This window comes from Paraburkholderia dipogonis (assembly GCF_046027395.1).
In the GTDB taxonomy this organism is placed as follows: domain Bacteria; phylum Pseudomonadota; class Gammaproteobacteria; order Burkholderiales; family Burkholderiaceae; genus Paraburkholderia; species Paraburkholderia dipogonis_A.
The window spans coordinates 83,364-102,712 of the sequence record NZ_JAQQEG010000014.1; the positions used below are offsets into that span (position 1 = coordinate 83,364).

Consider the following 19,349-nt stretch of genomic DNA (forward strand, 5'->3'; position numbering starts at 1 on the left):
TGCGCTTGGCGAGCCGCCTTGGTTAGCGCTTATTGCCCGTTCAGCGTGTTCGTCAACTCGACGCTCGGCGTTTGCGTGTTGCCGTTCTGCGCGACCAGCAGATGGATCTGACCCGGCACGAGCTGGCTCAGCGCACCGGCGGTCGGTACCGACGTCACCAGCCAGTCGGCATTGTTCGACAACGTGAACGCCGTCGACTTAAAGATCGGCGTCTTGCTGCCGGCCGCAGTCGCGATCAGCACGTACGTGCCACCCGACACGTAGATCGAATCCTGGCCGCTCGCCGGCACCGCGTTCTTGAAGGCCACACCGGCCATCGTCGGGGAGACGTTGGTGATGTCGGTGGAAGTGGACTGGACCAGATACAGGTCGAGGTTGGTCGCGTTCGCCGACGCGTTGAAGCCGCGCAGACGCGCGCTGTTCGAGAGCAGGCCCTTGTCGAACGGATCGTCGATCAGGCCGATGTCCGGCGTGGCCAAACCCGGCAACGCGAGCACGGTGTATTCGTGGCCCTTCGCGACATCCGGAAAGCTGCCGCTCGCGAGCGCCGTTGTCGTGCCGGTTGCCGAGTAAGCGACCGTGGTCGCACCCGTGTTGATATTGGTGAGGTTCGTCACACCCTTATAGCTGATGTTCGTCTGTCCCGAGGGCGCAGTGCCGTTCACCAGAAAGTCGACTGCCGGCCCGCTGGGAATCGCATGAATGAAATGGATCTCCGGATTGGTCAGCCCGAGTTCCTTGCCTGGGTCGTCGGAGCCACCACCGCACGCACTCAGAACGGATGCAACGGCAGCCATCGCCACCATGGTTCGGATCAGTTTCATTATGTTCACCTGTATCGATTTGTCGGGCTCGCGGCCCATTGATTTTGTGGACGCCCCGCTTCGCGCAACACGCCGTCTGACACCTTGTTCGTTGGTCATACGAACGGTTCAGGCCAGCTCTGCGAAACGGAGCACCCCCTCCTATCCCTGCTGCACATCGCGCCTCTTTTCCGAACGGCGCGGTCCGTGTCGATGGACGCTCGGTTTGAGCAATGCGTGTGCCGCGGGCTTCGATATGGCTTGTGGGGGCTGAAGAATGTCTTACGGAGCAATGAGTTGCGGGGATTAGAATTTTTCCTCGGAGGGATGGCACAGCGGGCGGTGTATTGTTCGTCCGCGTCCAATACTTACACGGTCCTCCGCATGTCTTACCAACACTTACTCGCCGAACTCGACCTCGGCTTCACTCGCTTGCGCAACCGCGTGGTGATGGGTTCGATGCACACCGGCATGGAGGACCGCTTCTGGAATTACCCGAAGCTGGCCGCGTATTTCCGCGAGCGCGCGAAGGGTGGCGTCGGCCTGATCGTCACGGGCGGCATCTCGCCGAATCGCGAGGGTTGGCTGTTGCCGTTCGGCGGCACGCTCAATTCCGTGTTCGATTTGCGCAATCATCGGAAGTTGACCGAGGCCGTGCACGCCGAGGGCGGCAAGATCGCGCTGCAGATCCTGCATGCGGGCCGCTATGGTTATCAACCGTTCGTCGTCTCCGCGTCCGCGATCAAATCGCCGATCTCGAAGTTCAAGCCGCGCGCGCTGAGCATCGGCGGCATTGCGAAGACCGTGCGCGACTACGCGCGCTGCGCGCGCCTCGCTCAACGCGCGGGCTATGACGGCATCGAGATCATGGGCAGCGAGGGCTATCTGCTCAACCAGTTCCTATGCCCACGCACCAATCGACGCACCGACGCGTACGGCGGCAGCATCGAAAACCGCATGCGGCTCGCGCGCGAGATCGTCGAGCGGGTGCGCGCGGTGTGCGGCGAACGCTCTATCGTCGTGTACCGGATCTCGCTGATCGATCTGGTGGAAGGCGGCAATACGTGGGACGAAACCGTGCAGGTCGCCCAGGCGCTCGAAGCCGCCGGCGTGACGATGTTCAACACCGGCATCGGCTGGCACGAAGCGCGAGTACCGACCATCGTGACCTCGGTGCCGCGCGCCGCCTTCGCCGCGCTGAGCGCGCGATTGAAGGCCGCCGTCAAGGTGCCGGTGATCGTGTCGAACCGCATCAATACGCCCGACGTCGCCGAGGCGCTGCTCGCACAAGGCGCCGGCGATCTGGTTTCCATGGCGCGGCCGCTGCTGGCTGATCCCGAGTTCGTCGTGAAGACCGCCGAGGGACGCACGCAGGAAATCAACACCTGTATCGCCTGCAATCAAGCCTGCCTCGATCACACGTTCAAGAACCAGCGCGCGACCTGCCTCGTCAATCCGCGCGCGGGACGCGAAACCGAACTGGTCTACCGGCCGGTCGCCGGAGCGCAGGCCGCGCGTTCGATCGCGGTCGTCGGCGCGGGTCCGGCGGGATTGTCGGCGGCGACGGTGGCGGCCGCGCGTGGGCATCGCGTGACGCTGTTCGATGCGAGTGCAACGATCGGCGGCCAGTTCAATCTGGCGATGCGTGTGCCGGGCAAGGAAGAGTTCAGCGAGACGATCCGCTATTTTCAGAGCCAGTTGCAGCGCCACCGCGTCGACGTGCGGCTCGACACGCGCGTCGATCCCGCGCTGCTCGCTGCCGGCGCTTACGACGATGTGATCATCGCCACCGGCATCGTGCCGCGGCGGCCGGCGATAGCCGGCATCGACGGGCCGAATGTGCTGTCCTACGTCGACGTGCTGCGCGGCGCACCGGTCGGCCAGCGCGTCGCCGTGATCGGCGCGGGCGGCATTGGTTTCGACGTCAGCGAGTTTCTGCTGCATCGCGCGGGCGATCCGCTGCCGATGCCGCGCGATGCATGGCTCGACGAATGGGGTGTCGATCTGGCCGTGCAGGAACGCGGCGGCCTGAAACCACCCGCGCCGCCACAGCCGCCACGACAGATCTGGCTGCTGCAGCGCAAGGCCGGCAAGCTCGGCATGGGACTCGGCAAGACTTCCGGCTGGGTGCATCGCGCGACGCTGGCGAGGAACGGCGTGAAGATGCTCGGCGGCGTGTCGTATCGGGAGATCAGTGCGCGCGGCTTGAAGATCGCGCGTGACGGAGCCGAGGAATGGCTCGAAGTGGATACGATTGTCGTGTGCGCGGGGCAGGAATCGCTGCGCGACCTGCATCCGCAGACGGAAGCAGACGCGCAGACCGATCAGGCCAACGGTCCGCGTTTTCACGTGATCGGCGGCGCGAAGGTCGCGACCGAACTGGACGCAAAGCGCGCGATTCGCGAAGGCGCGGAAGTGGCGGCGGCGCTGTAACAGGCCGTCGCCCGCGTCGGGCGAAACTCAGGCGAGCCGCTTCTTCCGGTAATCGAACCAGAAAGACAGCCCCACGCTCGCCAGAATCACGACCGTCGCGACCACCGTGGAATGAGTCACCGGCTCGCCGAGCAGCAGCGCGCCGAGCGCCACCGCCACCACCGGATTCACGTACATGCAACTGCTGGCGATGATCGGGCTGGTGTGCCGGATCAGAAAACCGTACGCGACGTAGGCGGCCATCGTCCCGATCAGCATCAGGTAGATGAACGCCAGCACCGGCAGGGCATGCACCTCGAGCATCCGTTCGCCCGAGACCCACGCGACCAGCGTCGACATCGCGCCGCCCAGGCCGATTTGCAGCGACGTCGACAGAAACAGGTCCGAAGGCAGCTTCAGACGCCCGGCCAGATGCGCGCCGCCCGCCCAGAAAAGCGCGCCGCACAGAATCGCCAGACTGCCGCCCGCCGAGCCGGGCGCGCTGTCGCCGTGGCTGAGAATCGCAATGCCGACCAGACCGAGCCCGACCGCGAACCATTCGCCGCGGCCGATCTTGCGCCCCGCCACCGCCGCGATCACCGTGGCGAAGAGCGGCACGGTCGCGACCATGACGGCTGCGGTGCCGGTGCCGACGGTGCGCATCCCATAGGCGAGCATGCCGCTCGACAAACCGACCAGCATGGTGCCGACGAGCCCCGCATTGCGGATTTCGGCCGCGCTCGGCCAGACCGGATTGCGGCGCGCCGCGAACACGAAGAGCCCTACGCCGGCAAACAGATTGCGCAGCCCTGAAAGCAGCAGCGGCGGAAACGAGCCCAGCGCGACGTGCACGGCGAGATACGTCGAACCCCACACGAGATAGACGACGGCGAGCGCGAGCGCGATCTGCCCGTTGCGCGACTGCGGCAGACGGATGGGAAAACCACGCGGAAAACGGCTTGGAAGTTGCAGCGACATGCGTTCAACCCGCCCATGCCGCTCGAGGTGCTGCGCCCCCGCTAAAGACCCTGTGGCGGGATGGCGGACACCGCATCGGCGATGCGGTCTGACGGGCGAGGCTGGCGGACATGTCGGTGGAACGGAAGGACGATAGATGGCCAATGGGGCCACAACGCCGCGGCGATCAAGAGAAAATCGAGCCACGGCGAACACGCGCCAAATGGTCGGCGCGCACCGCATTATGCAGTAAGCGCCCACCGCGTCGCTTGAAAGAATCGTAACTTTTTGGCGTGCATGCAACAAAAAACCGGGGACCTCTCCCCGGCTTTTCATCGCGCGCGCCAAGGGGTGCGTTTGCGCTATGCAGCTTGCATCATCAGGATGGCTCAGTTGGCCATCGCACCCGACGCTTCGTGCTTCATGCCCATCGCGTCGCCCTTTTTCATCTTGTCGTGCTTCATCGTGTTCTTCTTCATGCCGTCCTTCGACATGCTGTCTTTGGACATGGAATCCTTCGACATGGTGTCCTTCGACATCGAATCGTTGGACATGGCGCCGCTTGCCTGGGCGAATGCGGCGCCGCCGCTGGTCAGGAGAGCGACGGCGACTGCTGCGATTGCGAACTTTTTCATGAGATGACTCCGTGAGTTGTGGATGAATCAGAACCGGCCAGAGCACTAGCCGGCGTATTTCCGAAGCTTCTGCCGCCCGGGGTCGCGCAGCCGTTTCAGCGGCGCCGACCCGCGCGCGTCAGGAGCCTCCGAACCAGTTGTAGCCCTGGTCGACCCAATAGCCGCCGGGATACGTGTTGGTGACGAACATCTCGACGATGTGTTTCGGGTTCTTGTAGCCGAGCTTGGTCGGCATGCGCAGCTTCATCGGGAAGCCGTATTTCGCGGGCAGGCGCTCGCCGTCGTACGAAAACGTGAGCAGCGTTTGCGGATGCAGCGCGGTCGGCATGTCGATGCTTTCGTAGTAGTCGTCGGCGCATTTGAAGCCGACGTATTTGGCACTCGTGTCCGCGCCGATGCGCCGCAGAAAGTCGCTGAACGGCGTGCCGCCCCAGCGGCCGATCGCGCTCCACCCTTCCACGCAGATATGCCGCGTGATCTGCTCGGCGTGCGGCAGCGCGTACAGCTCGGGGAGCGCCCAGACACGCTGACCGGTCACGAGCCCGCTGATCTTCAACTTGTAGTCGGCGCCGTTCACGTCGGGCACGTCGTCGATGCCGTAGAACGCGTTGAACGGAAACGGCCGTGTGATCTGCGCTTCGGTGTAGGTCGGCGCGAGTTGCTTCGGATCGAACAGCGCGGCTTGCGCGCGGTCGTTCAGACGCGAGACGGCGGTGAGAAAAGTGTTGACCGAATCGTCGTCGGTGAGCGAGCAGCCGGTCAGCATCGACAGGCCGCCCAGCGTCAACAGCCGTTTGCCGAACAGGCGCCGCGACGGCATCGCGAGTTCGCGGCGGGCGTCGATCAGGATCGATTCGCGGTCGAGCTTCTGGCCAACAGAGCGAGTGGAGTTGCGAGTGGGTTTGTTCATGATTCGGTATCCGTAACGTTCGCCTGATCGGACGAATGACTCAGCGTCCGCGCAACATCGCGAGCAGCGAGCGCGGCACGAGCGCCACCATCGCCAGATGCACGGCAATGAACGCGGCCATTAGCGACATCGCGCAGAAGTGGACGATGCGCGCGTTGTCGTAGCCGCCCATCAGTTCGCGCAGCAGCGGAAACTGCACCGACTTCCAGATGGCGAGACCCGAGAGCACCAGCACGATCAGATCGCAGACCACGAACAGGTAGGCGAATTTCTGCACTGCGTTATAGACACGCAGGTCGGCGTGCGAGAGCTTGCCGCTCAACGCGGCGATGAAATCGTGCAGCACGGCGCGCGGCGACACCGGCAGGAATTTGCGCACGAAGCGCCCGCTCGCGAGGTTCAACGCGAGATACAGCAGGCCGTTGAAAACCAGCAGCCACATCGCCGCGAAATGCCATTGCAGCGCGCCGCCGAGCCAGCCGCCGAGCGTGATGGCGGGCGGAAAACGGAACGCCGGGAAGATCGGCGAGGCGTCGTAGATGCGCCAGCCCGAGAGCATCATCACAATGGCCGCGAGCGCGTTGAGCCAATGCGTGAGACGCACCCACAGCGGATGGATCGCACTGCTTTCCGGCTTGGCCGGCGGCGCGCTATCGCGAAGTGCATGATGAGTTGCCATGAGATTCTCCTGTGAGCACGGACGCGGCGATCAATGGCACGCGGCCAGTTCGGCCACTTGCAGCACATCGCCGGTCGCAGCGTTTTCGACGAAGGCGACCACGCCGAAGCGGTCGGCAGGCGCGTTGACGTCGGCATCCGCGGTGGCGTCCTCGATGCGGATATCGCGGCGAATCTGCGCGTTGCCGGCGACCAGCGGCACAGGGCCGACCCATTGCCGCACGACTCGTTCGTGATGCAAGGTGACGCCGCTGTTTTCGCCGGCACCGACTTGCGAGCTCAGCGAGTTTTCATAAACGGCGAGGTAGGCATCCAGTTGGCCTGCCGTATCCGCTGCCTTGCTGGTGAATTGCGCCGCGACATTGAACGCGCCCGGCGTCTGCTGCGCTTTGAGCTCCAGCGCGACGTTCGCTTGCGCAGGCTCGGCGACGACCTCGCCGATGCGACTCTGGAAACTGTCGCGTCGCGACCAGCTACGCAGTTCGCGTCCGGAGACAAAGATTTCCGGCGTGTAGATGGTGTGGCCGCCGGCGAGATCGGTGAGCGCTTGCTGACGCTCGGTAAAGCGATGTTGCGAGAAGCGGTCAGTCCAGCCGAGGCTGTTCCAATAGTCCACATGGAGCGCCAACGGCACGATGCTCTGGGTCGCGCCGCTGTTTTTCCATTGGCTCAGCCAGTTATCGGCGGGCGGACAGCTATTGCAGCCCTCGCTGCTATACAGCTCGACCAGCGCCACGCGATGCGCCGGGCTGTGCGCGTTGCAGACGGCGCTGGCCGCGGTCGCGAGGCCGCTGGCCGCGAGCGTGGTCAGCGCGAGAGCGAGCGCGATGATTCGGGTGAAGAGCCGATAGGCTCGGCGGGGTCCGGCGGTTTGCATGACGTGCTCCAATCAGGATCTGCACGTTTGTCGAATCGCAAAGCCGGTTATGACAGTCCGTTTCCAACTTTTTTCTTGAATCTCGAACGAGTCGAGCCACGCGCGACCCCGTGCTAACATTGAGCTTCCGATCGCGCCCATTCAGATTGATGGCGGCGCCCTCTTCACTGTCTTTCGCTACCTGCCGGCTACCTCGATGCGCGTTCCGAATTCCCGTGCCTTCTTCCGCTTGCGCCCCCGTCGCGCAACCGGTTGCGTGCGTGCGGAACTCACGCCGTGTCGCGCCGGTGAGCTGTCCCGAACGCTCCCGCTCCACGCCGCCCGGCGCCCGATCTAACGCTGCTCGCTCCATTGCCTGAGCCGCGTTGTCGGGCTCCGGGCTGATCTCATCCGCACGCTGTCCCCTCAAATGCAGATCGAATTGGAGTACCCGTCGTGAAAAAGACGAAAACCTGTTATCTCACCGAACTCGACGTCGCCCGTCTGGAGAAACACGCAGCCGCGCCCGGCGCGGACGCTCGTCTGCAGGACATGCTCGACGACGTGCTGGAACGCGCCGTGATCGTCGAGTCGCGAGAGATTCCGGCCAACGTCATCACGATGAACTCGCAGGCCACGCTGGTCGACGAAACCAGCGGCGAGCACATGACCTGGACCGTGGTCTATCCGCCCAATGCGGACTTCGCGCACGGCCGCCTGAATGTGTTCTCGCCCGCCGGTCTCGCCTTGCTCGGCGCCAAACGCGGCGAGCGCATCCGCTTCACGCCACCGAGCGGCACGGAGAAAGTGCTGAAGCTGGAAAAGATCCTGTTTCAACCCGAAGCCGCCGACGATTTCACGCTGTAAGCAACGCTCGCGCGCAACGCAAAACTTTTGCCGCGTCATCTCCGGCTGCCCCGTCAATACAGGAAAGTGCGCGGCGGCCCGCTGTTATATCCATCGTCCGACTTTTCAAGATGGGTTGCCAAGCAGCAGGCGGCCGGTGTATCGTGTGCGCTGCTAACGCGGGGGTCCTGCGTCGCACGGAGGTTGGAGGTCCGTGTTGCGTGGGTGAGAAATACCCTTTGAACCTGATCTGGATAATGCCAGCGCAGGGAAGCGTACGGATCTCGCACTCCAGCTTTAACGCCTCACCTCTCGCGATTTCCGACAACTTCCGTCTCGTCTCCTGCTTAGCCGCCCCACATAGCTTTGCACAGGAGATACGCATGAACGCCAATCCGAAGTTCCTTTCCGCCGACGCTCACGTCGACGAAGCCGCTGTCGCGCCGCTGCCGAATTCCCGCAAGGTCTACGTGACCGGCTCGCGCGCCGACATCCGCGTGCCGATGCGCGAAATCTCGCAGGCCGACACGCCCGACAGCTTCGGCGGCGAAAAGAATCCGCCCGTCTATGTCTACGACACGTCGGGCCCCTACTCGGATCCGGAAGCCAAAATCGACATCCGCGCCGGTCTGCCGGCACTGCGCCAGGCGTGGATCGAAGAACGCGGCGACACGGAAGCGCTGACCGGTCTGTCGAGCGACTTCAGCCGCGAACGCGCCGCCGACACGGCCACTGCCGATCTGCGCTTCAAGGGGCTGCATCGCACGCCGCGCCGCGCGATCGCCGGCAAGAACGTCTCGCAGATGCATTACGCGCGTCAAGGCATCATCACGCCGGAAATGGAATACATCGCGATTCGCGAGAACCAGCGCCGCGCCGAGTATCTGGAGAGCCTCAAGACGAGCGGCCCGAACGGCGAAAAGCTAGCGGCGATGATGGGCCGCCAGCATCCGGGCCAGGCGTTCGGCGCGAGCGCGTTCGGTCCGAACGGCCTCACGGCGATCACGCCGGAATTCGTGCGCGAGGAAGTGGCGCGCGGCCGCGCGATCATTCCGAACAACATCAATCACCCGGAAAGCGAACCGATGATCATCGGCCGCAACTTCCTCGTGAAGGTGAATGCGAACATCGGCAACTCGGCGGTGACGTCCTCCATCGGCGAGGAAGTCGACAAGATGACGTGGGCGATCCGCTGGGGCGGCGACACGGTGATGGATCTGTCCACCGGCAAGCACATCCACGAAACGCGCGAGTGGATCATCCGCAATTCGCCGGTGCCGATCGGCACGGTGCCGATCTACCAGGCGCTCGAAAAGGTCAACGGCAAGGCCGAAGACCTGACGTGGGAAATCTTCCGCGACACCCTCATTGAACAGGCCGAGCAGGGCGTCGACTACTTCACGATTCACGCGGGCGTGCGTCTGCAGTACGTGCCGCTGACGGCCAGGCGCATGACGGGCATCGTCTCGCGCGGCGGCTCGATCATGGCGAAGTGGTGCCTGGCGCACCACAAGGAAAGCTTCCTGTACGAGCACTTCGAAGACATCTGCGAAATCATGAAGGCGTACGACGTGGCCTTCTCGCTCGGCGACGGCCTGCGTCCCGGCTCGATCTACGACGCCAACGACGAAGCGCAGCTCGGCGAACTGAAGACGCTCGGCGAACTCACGCAGATCGCGTGGAAGCACGACGTGCAGACCATGATCGAAGGCCCCGGCCACGTGCCGATGCAGCTCATCAAGGAGAACATGGACCTGCAGCTCGAATGGTGTGACGAAGCGCCGTTCTACACGCTCGGACCGTTGACCACCGATATCGCACCGGGCTACGACCACATCACGTCGGGCATCGGCGCCGCGATGATCGGCTGGTTCGGCACGGCCATGCTTTGCTACGTCACGCCGAAGGAGCACCTCGGCTTGCCGAACAAGGACGACGTCAAGACCGGCATCATCACCTACAAGCTCGCCGCGCACGCCGCCGATCTGGCGAAGGGCCATCCGGGCGCGCAGGTGCGTGACAACGCGCTCTCCAAGGCGCGCTTCGAATTCCGTTGGGAGGACCAGTTCAACCTCGGTCTCGATCCGGACAAGGCGCGCGAATTCCACGACGAAACGCTGCCCAAGGACTCGGCCAAGGTCGCGCATTTCTGCTCGATGTGCGGCCCGCACTTCTGCTCGATGAAGATCACTCAGGACGTGCGCGAGTTCGCGGCGCAACAAGGCGTCACCGACGACGAAGCGCTGCAGAAAGGCATGGAAGTGAAGTCGATCGAGTTCATGAAGAAAGGCGCCGAGATTTATCAGCGGCAGTAAGGTTCGGAGCGCGGATCGAGCGCCGTTGTTACGCCACCCGATCCGCCAGACGACTGCATTGCAGCATCGGAGCCCGCCCCTGGCGGGCTTTTGCGTTTATGGAATCCGGGCACGCCGCATGCTGGATGGAGGGAAACATTTGATTACGAAACCGTCGGTTCGCTGACAAGCGCATACATCCGGATACGGGATCCGGCGATAACATCAAATGCAGGGACGGGAGTACTTCCAACCATAACTACTGGAGTCGACATCATGAAATCGATACGTCAAATCGGTACGTTCGCGGCCATCGTGGCGGTCGTGGTGAGCCTTTCCGCATGTGAAGGCATGAGCCGTCAGGGGCGCGATACGGCAATCGGCGCGGGCTTGGGTGGTGCGGCGGGCGCGGCGGTCGGCGGCAATGCGCTGTCGACGCTCGGCGGTGCGGCGGCGGGCGGCGTCATCGGGCATGAGGTGGGCAAGTAAGGCGTACGGCAACACATCGCGCCATGTTTATTTTATGTATGAGGCAAGCGTGGGTTGTACGGTGCCCGGCCCACGAATAACTCGCGCGGCACTCTCGGATAAGACCAGCGGTGCGCGTTCACATCGGGTCGCGAAGTACGCTGCAATGAGGTGAAATAAGCCGTTACGGTTTTGCAATCCTGTGGACGCTGCGACGGCGTAAGCTGGTGCCGTGACGCCCCTAATGGCGGCGTTCGATTCAACCAGGAGCGCGTCATGAAGTCCCGCCTCATCAACACGGTGTGCGCGATCGGCCAGCGGTTGCCGCTGCGCTTTTCCAAGTCTCTTCCACGTTTTTCGCAAACAGGCATGGCGCTCGGTGGCGCGGTCTGTGTGCTTACGCTGTCCGGTTGCTATTATCCGTACGGTTACTATCCGGGCGGCTATTACCCGTACTACGCGACAGTGCCCGCAGCCGGTACCCAGCAGGCGGTGCCGGTCGGGCAAGACGACTCAGCCGCGGCGCAACAGCAACAGCAGCAACAACAGGCACAACAGGCACAGGCGGGCCAGCAAGGCTCGCCTCCGACTTACGCGGTCGCCGCCCCGCCTGTTTATGTGGCGCCGCCTTATCCCGCCTACTACCCGCCGCCGGTCTATCCGGCTTATTACGGCTATCCGGGCTGGTATGGACCGTCGGTGTCGATCGGCGTCGGTTTCGGCGGTTACTGTTGCGGTCACGGTGGATGGGGCGGCCACGGCCATTGGCACTGACGCGCATCGGCACCGTTCAACTTCCTGATCTTCACGCGATGCGCTCGCACGGCAGATTCCAGCCGTGCGGTGCCTGCGCAACATCGCGCCCTGCGTGCCGCGCCAGCCAGCCGGCGCAGACGCGCTCCCAGCGCCCAACCGCTTCGCCCGTAGTTTCCCTTCTTGACGCCGCCCGGCTGGGTTCTATGCTTGGTAGGCCACACGCAGTACCCGTTTAAATAAGCGATCCCGGCCGCTCCCGCGCGCTGCGGATGCCCATCCGTCATGCCAGAACGACGCGCTCCGTAGTGCGCAGTACCGCGTCGAGTCCGAACAACAACGAAGGAGACGTGATGTTTCACCAACTACTCACTCCAGTCGGCAATTCGCTATTGCCCTCGTTTCTCGTCGCGGCGTTACCGATCATCGTCGTGCTGATTCTGCTTGGCTGGGCGCGCCGGCCGGCATGGCAGGCGTCGCTCGCGGGGTTGATCGTCGGCTTGATCGTGGCGATCCTTGTCTGGCAGTTTCCGGTGGGACTCGCGGTCGATTCGGTGGTCGCCGGCGCGGTGTTCGCCTGCTGGCCGGTCATGTGGATCGTGTTCACGGCGATCCTGCTTTACAACATCTCGCAGCGCTCGGGCCGCTTCGCGGCCTTTCGCATGTGGATGATCGACAACCTGCCGAACGACCGGCGCGTGGTGCTGGTGGTGATCGGGTTTTCGTTCGGCGCGCTGCTCGAAGGCATTTCGGGTTTCGGCACGCCGGTCGCCATCACCAGTTCGCTGCTGATTCTGCTCGGCTTTCCCACGCTCGAAGCGCTCACCTTCACGCTGATCTTCAATACCGCGCCGGTTGCGTTCGGCGCGCTCGGCGTGCCGATCACGGTGCTCGGCGCGGTCACACACCTGCCGGCCGATTCGCTCGCCAAGATGGTCGGCCGTCAGTTGCCGTTCTTCGCCTTCCTGCTGCCCTTCTACGTGATCAGCGTCTATGCGGGCTTTCGCAACATGCTGCGGGTGTGGCCGGTGCTGTTGGTGTCGGGCGCGAGCTTCGCGCTGACGCAGTTCGTTGCATCGAACTATGTGAACTACAGCCTGACCGACGTGTTGTCGTCGATGGTCTCGCTCATTCTGACGATCGCCTTCCTGCGCGTCTGGAAACCCGCGGCGGATCCGAAGTTCGCGGTCAACATCGACCGTGTGGGCGAAGTGCGCGGCAAGATTGGTGGCGGCCAGGGCTGGTATCCGTGGATCATCGTGTCGGTGGTCGTGATCATCTGGACCGTGGCGAAGGTTTTCCTGATCGGCGACGTCAAGGTGCCGTGGCCCGGTCTCGACAAGGCCGTGTACATCACGCTATACAACACGCCGTACGGCGCGGTGTGGGACTTCCAGCCGCTCGCGACCGGCACCGCCATCCTGGTCGCCGCGCTGATCACCGCGTTCGTAGTCAAACTGAGCCCGCGCGAGTTCGGCGCGGCCATCGCCGACACGTGGGTGCAGACGCGCATCGCCATCCTGACGGTGGCGACCATCGTCGGGCTCGCCTATCTGATGAACTACTCGGGGCTCACGTACACCCTCGGGCTGGGCGTCTCGTCGGTCGGGCCGTTCTTTCCGCTGGTGTCGGCGTTCCTCGGCTGGGTCGCGGTGTTCCTGTCCGGCAGCGACACGTCGGGCAATGCGCTGTTCGGCAACCTGCAGGTGGTAGCGGCCAATCAGCTGAATCTCAACCCGATTCTGATGGCGGCGACGAACTCGTCGGGCGGCGTGATGGGCAAGATGATCTCACCGCAGAACATCTCGACCGGGGTGGCGACCACCGAACTCAAGGGCAAGGAAGGCGTGGTGTTCGCCAAAACCTTCAAGCACTCGATTCTGTTGACGGTGCTGCTTGGTGTGCTGGTGTGGCTGCAGCAGAATTTCCTGCAGTGGATGATTCCGCATTGAGGCGGACTGGGCGGGTTCGACGGGTTGCTCGGCTCCCGCACCCCGCCCGCTAGATGCACCCTCGCTAACCGGCGGCCGCGCGCTCACTGGCACGCGCCGCTTCAACGATGCGAGGATGAACGCCCCAAGCCATTCGCAGCTGATGCGCTGCCGCAAAATAATTCACGCTTCTTCGCTCGCCCCCTCACCTGCCCATGCGCTCCAACCCCAACCCACCGCCCTGATCGTAATATTTCTCACATCAGCGTGAGAATTGCTCGTTTTGCGCAGGCCGCCGCTGCGCTTACGATGGACAGTGACAGACGCCTTTCCTCTCCCGTATCTTGCCGTTTCATTCCAGCCTGAAACGTTTCGCACGATTGCGCTGCTACGATGCGCAGGCGTCCCGACTCAACCGCGCGCGGCGCCCCCACGATGAATGCTAAAAACCTGCTGCAGTTGCTGATCCTCGCCGCCCTGTGGGGCGCCTCGTTCCTGTTTATCCGCGTCGGCGTCACCGACTTCGGCGTGGCGCCACTGATGGCGCTGCGCGTCGGCATCGGCGCGGCCTTTCTCGCGATCGTGCTGATCGCGCGACGTCCGCTGCGCCAATCCGCGACGCTCCTGCGCACCCGGGCCTTCCCGCTGCTGGTGGTCGGCATTCTGAATTCGGCGGCGCCGTTCTGCCTGTTCGCCTATGCCGAGTTGACGCTGTCGGCGGGCGTCACGTCGGTGATCAATGCGAGCACGCCGCTGTGGGGCGCGCTGGTCGGCTTTCTGTGGCTGCGCGACAGACTGAGCGCGCTGCGCACGCTCGGTCTGGTCATCGGCTTTCTCGGCGTGTTGATGCTGGTGTGGGATCAGATCGCCGCGCCGAACGGCACGCCGGCCACGCCGCTCACTACCGCGCTCGCAGCCGGTGCCGCGCTCGGCGCCACGCTGCTGTACGGCATCGCCGCCAACTACACCAAGCGCCATCTGACCGGCGTCGACGCGCTCACCGTCGCCACCGGCACCATGACCGGCGCCACGATCGTGCTGCTGCCGCTTGCCGTGATCTACTGGCCGGCGGCGCCGATCTCGCTGCACGCATGGGGCGCGGTGATCGCGCTCGGTGTGGCCTGTACCGGCGTGGCGTATATGCTGTTCTTCCATCTGATCGCGGTGGCCGGACCGGCGCGCGCGATTACGGTGACCTTCGTCATTCCGATCTTCGGCATTCTGTGGGGCGCGCTGTTTCTCGGCGAAAGCGTCTCGCCCGGCATGCTGGAAGGTTGCGGCGTGATTCTGGTCGGCACGGCGCTCGCCACCGGCGTGATCAAGCGTCTGCCGTGGATCGGCACGCGCCGCGCCGATACCTGAAACCCGCTTTATTTCGCGCGACGCTTGCCCCGCGTCCCCGACTCCCTCTTTCCCGCCGCGAGGCTGGCCGCAGCGAATCCAGAGCGCAAAAAAATAGCCCGCACTCCATCGGAGCGCGGGCGAAACCGTCGCCCTACGAGGATAGGCGACGGGGCCACCGAGGCTGCGCGCCACGCGCGCAGGCCGTCATCGGGCGAAGCATCGGTTCGTCGGCCGATGCTGGAATGCTCTGGAATCGTCGATCGAGATTCGCTGCAAGCTCACGGCGGATCACTCAATCCGGCCCCATGAGTCTATAAGAGCAGCTTGTGTGCCAGTTTCGTTAAACTGTTCGAAACAAACGTCAACCGCTTGATTTTTATTGAATTTTTCAGCGGAGGAAGGTTGCGGATGGCGTTTCAAGGGAGACTTGGAAAGTTACGTCACCGGGGTAACGTCACGTTACATGCGGCCGCGGAGGCGGCCGCATCGGTGAGACGGTCAAGGCGTCGGCCACTTCGTGCGCTGCGTCGCGCCATGCCGAACCCGCAGGCCGGCCGGCCGCCGCGATTCTCGCGGGCTCAAGGCTGCGCCGCATACAAGCGCCAGGACGAGCAAACTCGCCGCCCACATCCAGTAAGGAATCACGTCGAACATGGCCATCTCCCGTTGAATTCCGGTTCGACCGGTATTCAGGGACTAAGCAAAAGACGTGCGCGCGCGTTGAACGCTCTCTTGCCGGCCACGCACTGGGTGAAACCCAAGGCATAAAAAAACCCGCCCGGCGTGATCCCGGGCGGGTTTTCAGCCAGCGTTCCAGCTGCTGCAGCCCTAGTGCAACTGGTCGCTCATCAGACTCATGATCTGCTTGGCCTGCGGGCTCTGATCGATCGCACCCTTGTCGTCGACCACAGCCACACGGGTCTGGTTCGGCGTCACCGCGCGCACGTTGACCAGATACTGCTTGGCAACTTTTTCCTTCTTGCCGTGGAAAACCTGGCTCCAGAAGCCCTGTTCCGCCGACGTCATGTCCTTCGGATCGACGTAGCGCACGAAGTACAGGCCGCGGGTCAGATCGCGGTCGTCGACGGTGAAGTTGCTGCGATCGAGCGCGAGGCCCACGCGCAACCATGCGCGGTCGTACGGCTCGCCGAGCGTGAGTTCCGTCGACGAGAGCTGCGCGTCGGTGTTGTTCGCCGCGTCCGCATCGGGCAGGGGTTGCTGGGCAGACAGCGCGACGTTTTGCGCCGCCGTGGCCGCAGCCGCCGACTTGGCGCCCGACGTGGCCGCGTTCGGCGCCGTTTGCGCGCCGGCCGACAGGTCGGCGTTTTGCGCGTCGGTCGGTTTCGTGCGCGAATCGGCCAGCGCCAGCGCCGCCATCAGCCGCTTCAGATATTCCTGTTCGAGGCCCGGATCGTTCGGCTTCGCCACCCACGTGCTCGAATCGTTGTTCGTGCCGGTCAGCGCCTCGCGCATGCCCTTCTGGCTGACGAACACGTAGGTGCCGCCGTTCGGCGCCGCTTCCAGACGCGTGCGGTACTTGTTGCGCTCCGAGGTCACGTAGCTGTTGCCCATGGCCTTGGACAGCGTATTGCGGATCAGGCCTTCGTTGATCTGCGCGTGCGTTTCGTTCCAGTCGGTTTCCATCACGCCCTTGTCGCGCTGGTCGACCACCAGCAGGAAGCCCTGTTCCTGCCAGAAGCGGCGAATCTGCGGCCATGCCTGCTCGGGCGCCTTGTTGTCGATGACGAGCCAGCTTTCCGTGCCGTCGCGCTGGATATGCATGCCGTTGACCGCCGGCGCCACCACTACGGAATTGGCCGACGGGGCTTGCGCCTGAACCTGCTTGAGCGTGGACAACGAGGTTTCGCCGCCCTGCGGGGGCAACGAACGCTGATCGGCCGTCTCATCGATCATATTCGGCGGTACGGCAAGTGATACCTGCTTCGATTTCGAGTCGCTCTTGTAGTCGACTTTGGTCGGCGACGACGTGCCGCAGCCGGCGACCAGACCGCCTGCCATCAGCATTACTGCAAACCGCTTGGTAAGACGAAGATCAGTCATGTTCGGGGAATCCTTCCGCTACGCCACGGCAAGTTTCCGTGGATCAACCCAACATTTTACCGATCCCGGCGAGTCATGTGCAAAAACCCGGGTTTGCTCGTGATTTGAGCAGCGTGAGACGTGCGCAAACGATGCAGGATTCACGCGTGCGAAGGATACCGAAGCGCCTCCTTCCACCAAGGTTTCCATGAGTTGCAACAGCCTTGTTTTCGCGCCTGAAAACAGCCCGACGCACGGCAAATTTAACAATTTCCCACATTTCCCAACGGTCTGTCAGATACGCCCTACGCGATCGTCAGATCATTGATTCGACGGCACTTTCCGGCGCCTTCGCACGGTCAATTTTGATATATCGAAATTAGCTGCACGCCGCTTCAGGTAACGGTCTGAAAACCCGAGTGATATCTTGAAATGGACAACTCAAGAAGCCTTCGAGCACTCCAGCCACGGGACCGACCGTCATGCTATTGCCTGCCTTTACCCCGAATCTCGCTGTGTCGGCGATCGCGGTCGCCGTGTTGTGCGCGAGCCTCGACGCGCGCGCCGAATTGGGCGGCGCCATGCCGGCTCAGGCGGATGCGAGCGCGCGCGCGCCGCGCGCCATGTTGAACGGGGCGCTGCGCATGCGCACGCTGACCGACGCGGGCAACACGACCATCAACGAGTACGCGACGAACACCGGCCAGATCATCGCCTACGCGTGGCAAGGCCCAACCATGCCGGACCTGCGCGCGCTGCTCGGAAAGTACGCCGCCTCGTATCGCGCCGGCGCCGCCGCGGCGACGGCGGACGGCAATCTGCATGTCTCGCGCGTGGCGCGGCCGGACGTGATCGTGGAATCCGGCGGCCCGATGCGCGGCTACGTCGGCCGCGCATGGCTGCCCGCGGCGCTGCCACCCGGCGTCACGGCTGACGATTTTCAGTGATGCGCAAGCACAGGCACTCAGCACCGGCATCAGCATCAGCACCACGCCTCGACGAACACTGACCACGCCATGAAATCCGCTCTTCCCCTTTATGCCCTTCTGCTGGTTTGCGCCGTTTTCGCGGGATGCGGCGGTGGCGGCGGCTCGCCGGCCACGACATCCCAGACGGGCTCGGCCGCCCCGGCCAGCAGCCCGGGCGCTGGCGGTGCGCCGGTAGCCGCAGCGCCGCCTGCCGCCTCGAGCGCGAGCCCGACCGCCTCCGTGCCGCAGTCGAATACACCGAACGTCCAGCCAATCGCCGTCACCGCCGCACCGGGTCTGACGCGCAACATGCTGACGACGAGCGTCACCGTCTGCCAGCCCGGCACCAGCAATTGCGCGACGATCGACAATATCCAGGTCGACACCGGTTCGCACGGACTCAGGATTCTCGCGTCCGCACTGCCGGCAGACCTGTCGCTCGCGGCAATCGCATCGGGCAGCGGCATTGCGGGCGAATGCGCGGTGTTCGGTGGCGGCTACACCTGGGGCGCGGTGCGCAGCGCGGACGTGCGCATGGCCGGCCAGCTGGCCGCGTCGCTCCCGATCCAGACGATCGCCGACCCGGCCGTGCCCACGGTGCCCGCCGACTGCGCGGACTCCGCCCGCGCCATGCAGACGGTGGCGGCCTTGCGCTCGAACGGCATTCTCGGCGTCGGCCTGTTCGCGGCCGACTGCGGCAGCGGCTGCGTCAGCGCCGCGCTGCCGCGCTGGTACTACAGTTGCGACGCCAGCGGCGCCTGCCTCGCCAGCACGCAAGCGCTGGCGCAGCAGGTGACCAATCCGGTCAGCCGCTTTGCGCTCGACAACAACGGCGTAGTGATCGACCTGCCGGCCATCGCCGATGCCGGCGCGGCCAGCGTATCGGGTTCGATGATCTTCGGCATCGGCACCCAGGCCAACAACACACTGAACGGCGCCAGCGTCCTCAAGGCGAATCCGGTGACGGGCTACGTCGTCACCACGAGCGGCGGGCAGACTTATTCGCGAAGCTATGTCGACAGCGGTTCGAACGGGCTGTTCTTCCAGACTGGCCAGTTTCCGCAGTGCGGCTTCTGGTACTGCCCGGCGACGATCCAGTCCGCGAACGCAGCCATCATCGGCACGGATGGCGCGTCGGCCACGGTGTCGTTCGCGATCGGCAATTCGAGCGCGCTGTTCACGTCGTCGAATAACGCCTTCAACAATCTGGCCGGCGTGGCCAGCAGCGGCTTCGGCTGGGGCTTGCCGTTCTTCTTCGGACGACGCGTCTATACGGCGATCGCCTCGCGCGAGACGTCGGCGGGCCCGGGGCCTTACTACGCGTTCTGAACGGACGGCTTCTTTCGACGCCGAAATTTCGCAAACTCACCTGGCGGACAGATTTGGTACCCATCGGCTGAGATAATTTCACCTTCCGGCTAACTCCATCCCAATTAGTTAGTCATGCAAATCCT

General features: G+C 64.0%; 16 protein-coding genes and 1 riboswitch. Of the genes, 9 read left to right on the forward strand and 7 right to left on the reverse strand.

The window, feature by feature from the left end:
* Nucleotides 1–29: 29 nt before the first annotated feature.
* Nucleotides 30–824 carry a DUF4397 domain-containing protein gene (locus tag PQR32_RS16050; RefSeq protein WP_408228399.1) on the reverse strand — a complete coding sequence of 265 codons (795 nt, stop codon included), beginning with the start codon at nucleotides 822–824 and terminating at the stop codon, nucleotides 30–32.
* A 363-nt stretch (nucleotides 825–1,187) separates the two neighbouring features.
* On the opposite strand from PQR32_RS16050, the gene PQR32_RS16055 reads away from it, so the two are divergent.
* Nucleotides 1,188–3,236, forward strand: a complete 2,049-nt coding sequence (locus tag PQR32_RS16055) for an oxidoreductase (protein ID WP_408228402.1) — start codon at nucleotides 1,188–1,190, stop codon at nucleotides 3,234–3,236.
* A gap of 27 nt (nucleotides 3,237–3,263) precedes the next feature.
* Here the strand turns inward: PQR32_RS16055 and PQR32_RS16060 are convergent, their stop codons facing one another.
* The 5 genes from PQR32_RS16060 to PQR32_RS16080 form a co-directional block, all read right to left on the reverse strand.
* Nucleotides 3,264–4,193, reverse strand: coding sequence for an EamA family transporter (locus tag PQR32_RS16060; RefSeq protein ID WP_408228405.1), 930 nt, complete (start codon nucleotides 4,191–4,193; stop codon nucleotides 3,264–3,266).
* Between the two features lie 368 nt (nucleotides 4,194–4,561).
* The gene (locus PQR32_RS16065; protein WP_408228408.1) at nucleotides 4,562–4,807 is read right to left on the reverse strand and encodes a pentapeptide MXKDX repeat protein; all 246 of its coding nucleotides are present in this window, start codon (nucleotides 4,805–4,807) and stop codon (nucleotides 4,562–4,564) included.
* A 118-nt stretch (nucleotides 4,808–4,925) separates the two neighbouring features.
* Entirely contained in the window at nucleotides 4,926–5,717 is a 792-nt protein-coding gene (locus PQR32_RS16070) for a molybdopterin-dependent oxidoreductase (protein ID WP_408228411.1), read from the reverse strand.
* Nucleotides 5,718–5,757: 40 nt separating this feature from the next.
* Nucleotides 5,758–6,396: a cytochrome b/b6 domain-containing protein gene (locus PQR32_RS16075; protein WP_408228414.1), complete on the reverse strand. Its 639-nt coding sequence runs from the start codon at nucleotides 6,394–6,396 to the stop codon at nucleotides 5,758–5,760.
* Nucleotides 6,397–6,426: 30 nt separating this feature from the next.
* The gene (locus PQR32_RS16080; RefSeq protein ID WP_408228417.1) at nucleotides 6,427–7,272 is read right to left on the reverse strand and encodes a DUF1223 domain-containing protein; all 846 of its coding nucleotides are present in this window, start codon (nucleotides 7,270–7,272) and stop codon (nucleotides 6,427–6,429) included.
* A gap of 435 nt (nucleotides 7,273–7,707) precedes the next feature.
* Here PQR32_RS16080 and PQR32_RS16085 point away from each other — a divergent pair, with 435 nt between their 5' ends.
* The 6 genes from PQR32_RS16085 (at nucleotide 7,708) to PQR32_RS16110 (ending at nucleotide 14,905) form a co-directional block, all read left to right on the forward strand.
* The gene (locus tag PQR32_RS16085) at nucleotides 7,708–8,118 is read left to right on the forward strand and encodes a GreA/GreB family elongation factor (protein WP_408228420.1); all 411 of its coding nucleotides are present in this window, start codon (nucleotides 7,708–7,710) and stop codon (nucleotides 8,116–8,118) included.
* 150 nt (nucleotides 8,119–8,268) lie between these two features.
* Nucleotides 8,269–8,387, forward strand: a riboswitch (TPP riboswitch).
* Nucleotides 8,388–8,480: 93 nt separating this feature from the next.
* Nucleotides 8,481–10,412, forward strand: coding sequence for a phosphomethylpyrimidine synthase ThiC (gene thiC / locus PQR32_RS16090; RefSeq protein ID WP_408228423.1), 1,932 nt, complete (start codon nucleotides 8,481–8,483; stop codon nucleotides 10,410–10,412).
* Nucleotides 10,413–10,667: 255 nt separating this feature from the next.
* Nucleotides 10,668–10,880 carry a YMGG-like glycine zipper-containing protein gene (locus tag PQR32_RS16095; protein WP_408203571.1) on the forward strand — a complete coding sequence of 71 codons (213 nt, stop codon included), beginning with the start codon at nucleotides 10,668–10,670 and terminating at the stop codon, nucleotides 10,878–10,880.
* Between the two features lie 255 nt (nucleotides 10,881–11,135).
* A complete protein-coding gene (locus PQR32_RS16100) occupies nucleotides 11,136–11,633 on the forward strand; it encodes a hypothetical protein (RefSeq protein ID WP_408228426.1) in 498 nt (165 codons plus the stop codon).
* A gap of 332 nt (nucleotides 11,634–11,965) precedes the next feature.
* Nucleotides 11,966–13,564 carry an L-lactate permease gene (locus tag PQR32_RS16105; protein WP_408228428.1) on the forward strand — a complete coding sequence of 533 codons (1,599 nt, stop codon included), beginning with the start codon at nucleotides 11,966–11,968 and terminating at the stop codon, nucleotides 13,562–13,564.
* Between the two features lie 414 nt (nucleotides 13,565–13,978).
* On the forward strand, nucleotides 13,979–14,905 hold the full coding sequence (locus tag PQR32_RS16110) for a DMT family transporter (RefSeq protein WP_408228430.1): 927 nt from the start codon (nucleotides 13,979–13,981) through the stop codon (nucleotides 14,903–14,905).
* A gap of 810 nt (nucleotides 14,906–15,715) precedes the next feature.
* On the opposite strand, the gene bamC is transcribed toward PQR32_RS16110, so the two are convergent.
* Complete coding sequence (bamC, locus tag PQR32_RS16115) at nucleotides 15,716–16,948, reverse strand: NlpB/DapX family lipoprotein (protein WP_408228433.1); 1,233 nt, start codon at nucleotides 16,946–16,948, stop codon at nucleotides 15,716–15,718.
* A 461-nt stretch (nucleotides 16,949–17,409) separates the two neighbouring features.
* Here bamC and PQR32_RS16120 point away from each other — a divergent pair, with 461 nt between their 5' ends.
* Together PQR32_RS16120 and PQR32_RS16125 are read left to right on the forward strand one after the other, a co-directional pair.
* Nucleotides 17,410–17,874 (forward strand): DUF2844 domain-containing protein, encoded by a 465-nt coding sequence (locus PQR32_RS16120; protein ID WP_408228436.1) that lies wholly within the window; start codon nucleotides 17,410–17,412, stop codon nucleotides 17,872–17,874.
* 69 nt (nucleotides 17,875–17,943) lie between these two features.
* Nucleotides 17,944–19,224, forward strand: a complete 1,281-nt coding sequence (locus PQR32_RS16125; protein WP_408228439.1) for a DUF3443 domain-containing protein — start codon at nucleotides 17,944–17,946, stop codon at nucleotides 19,222–19,224.
* Nucleotides 19,225–19,349: the final 125 nt, after the last annotated feature.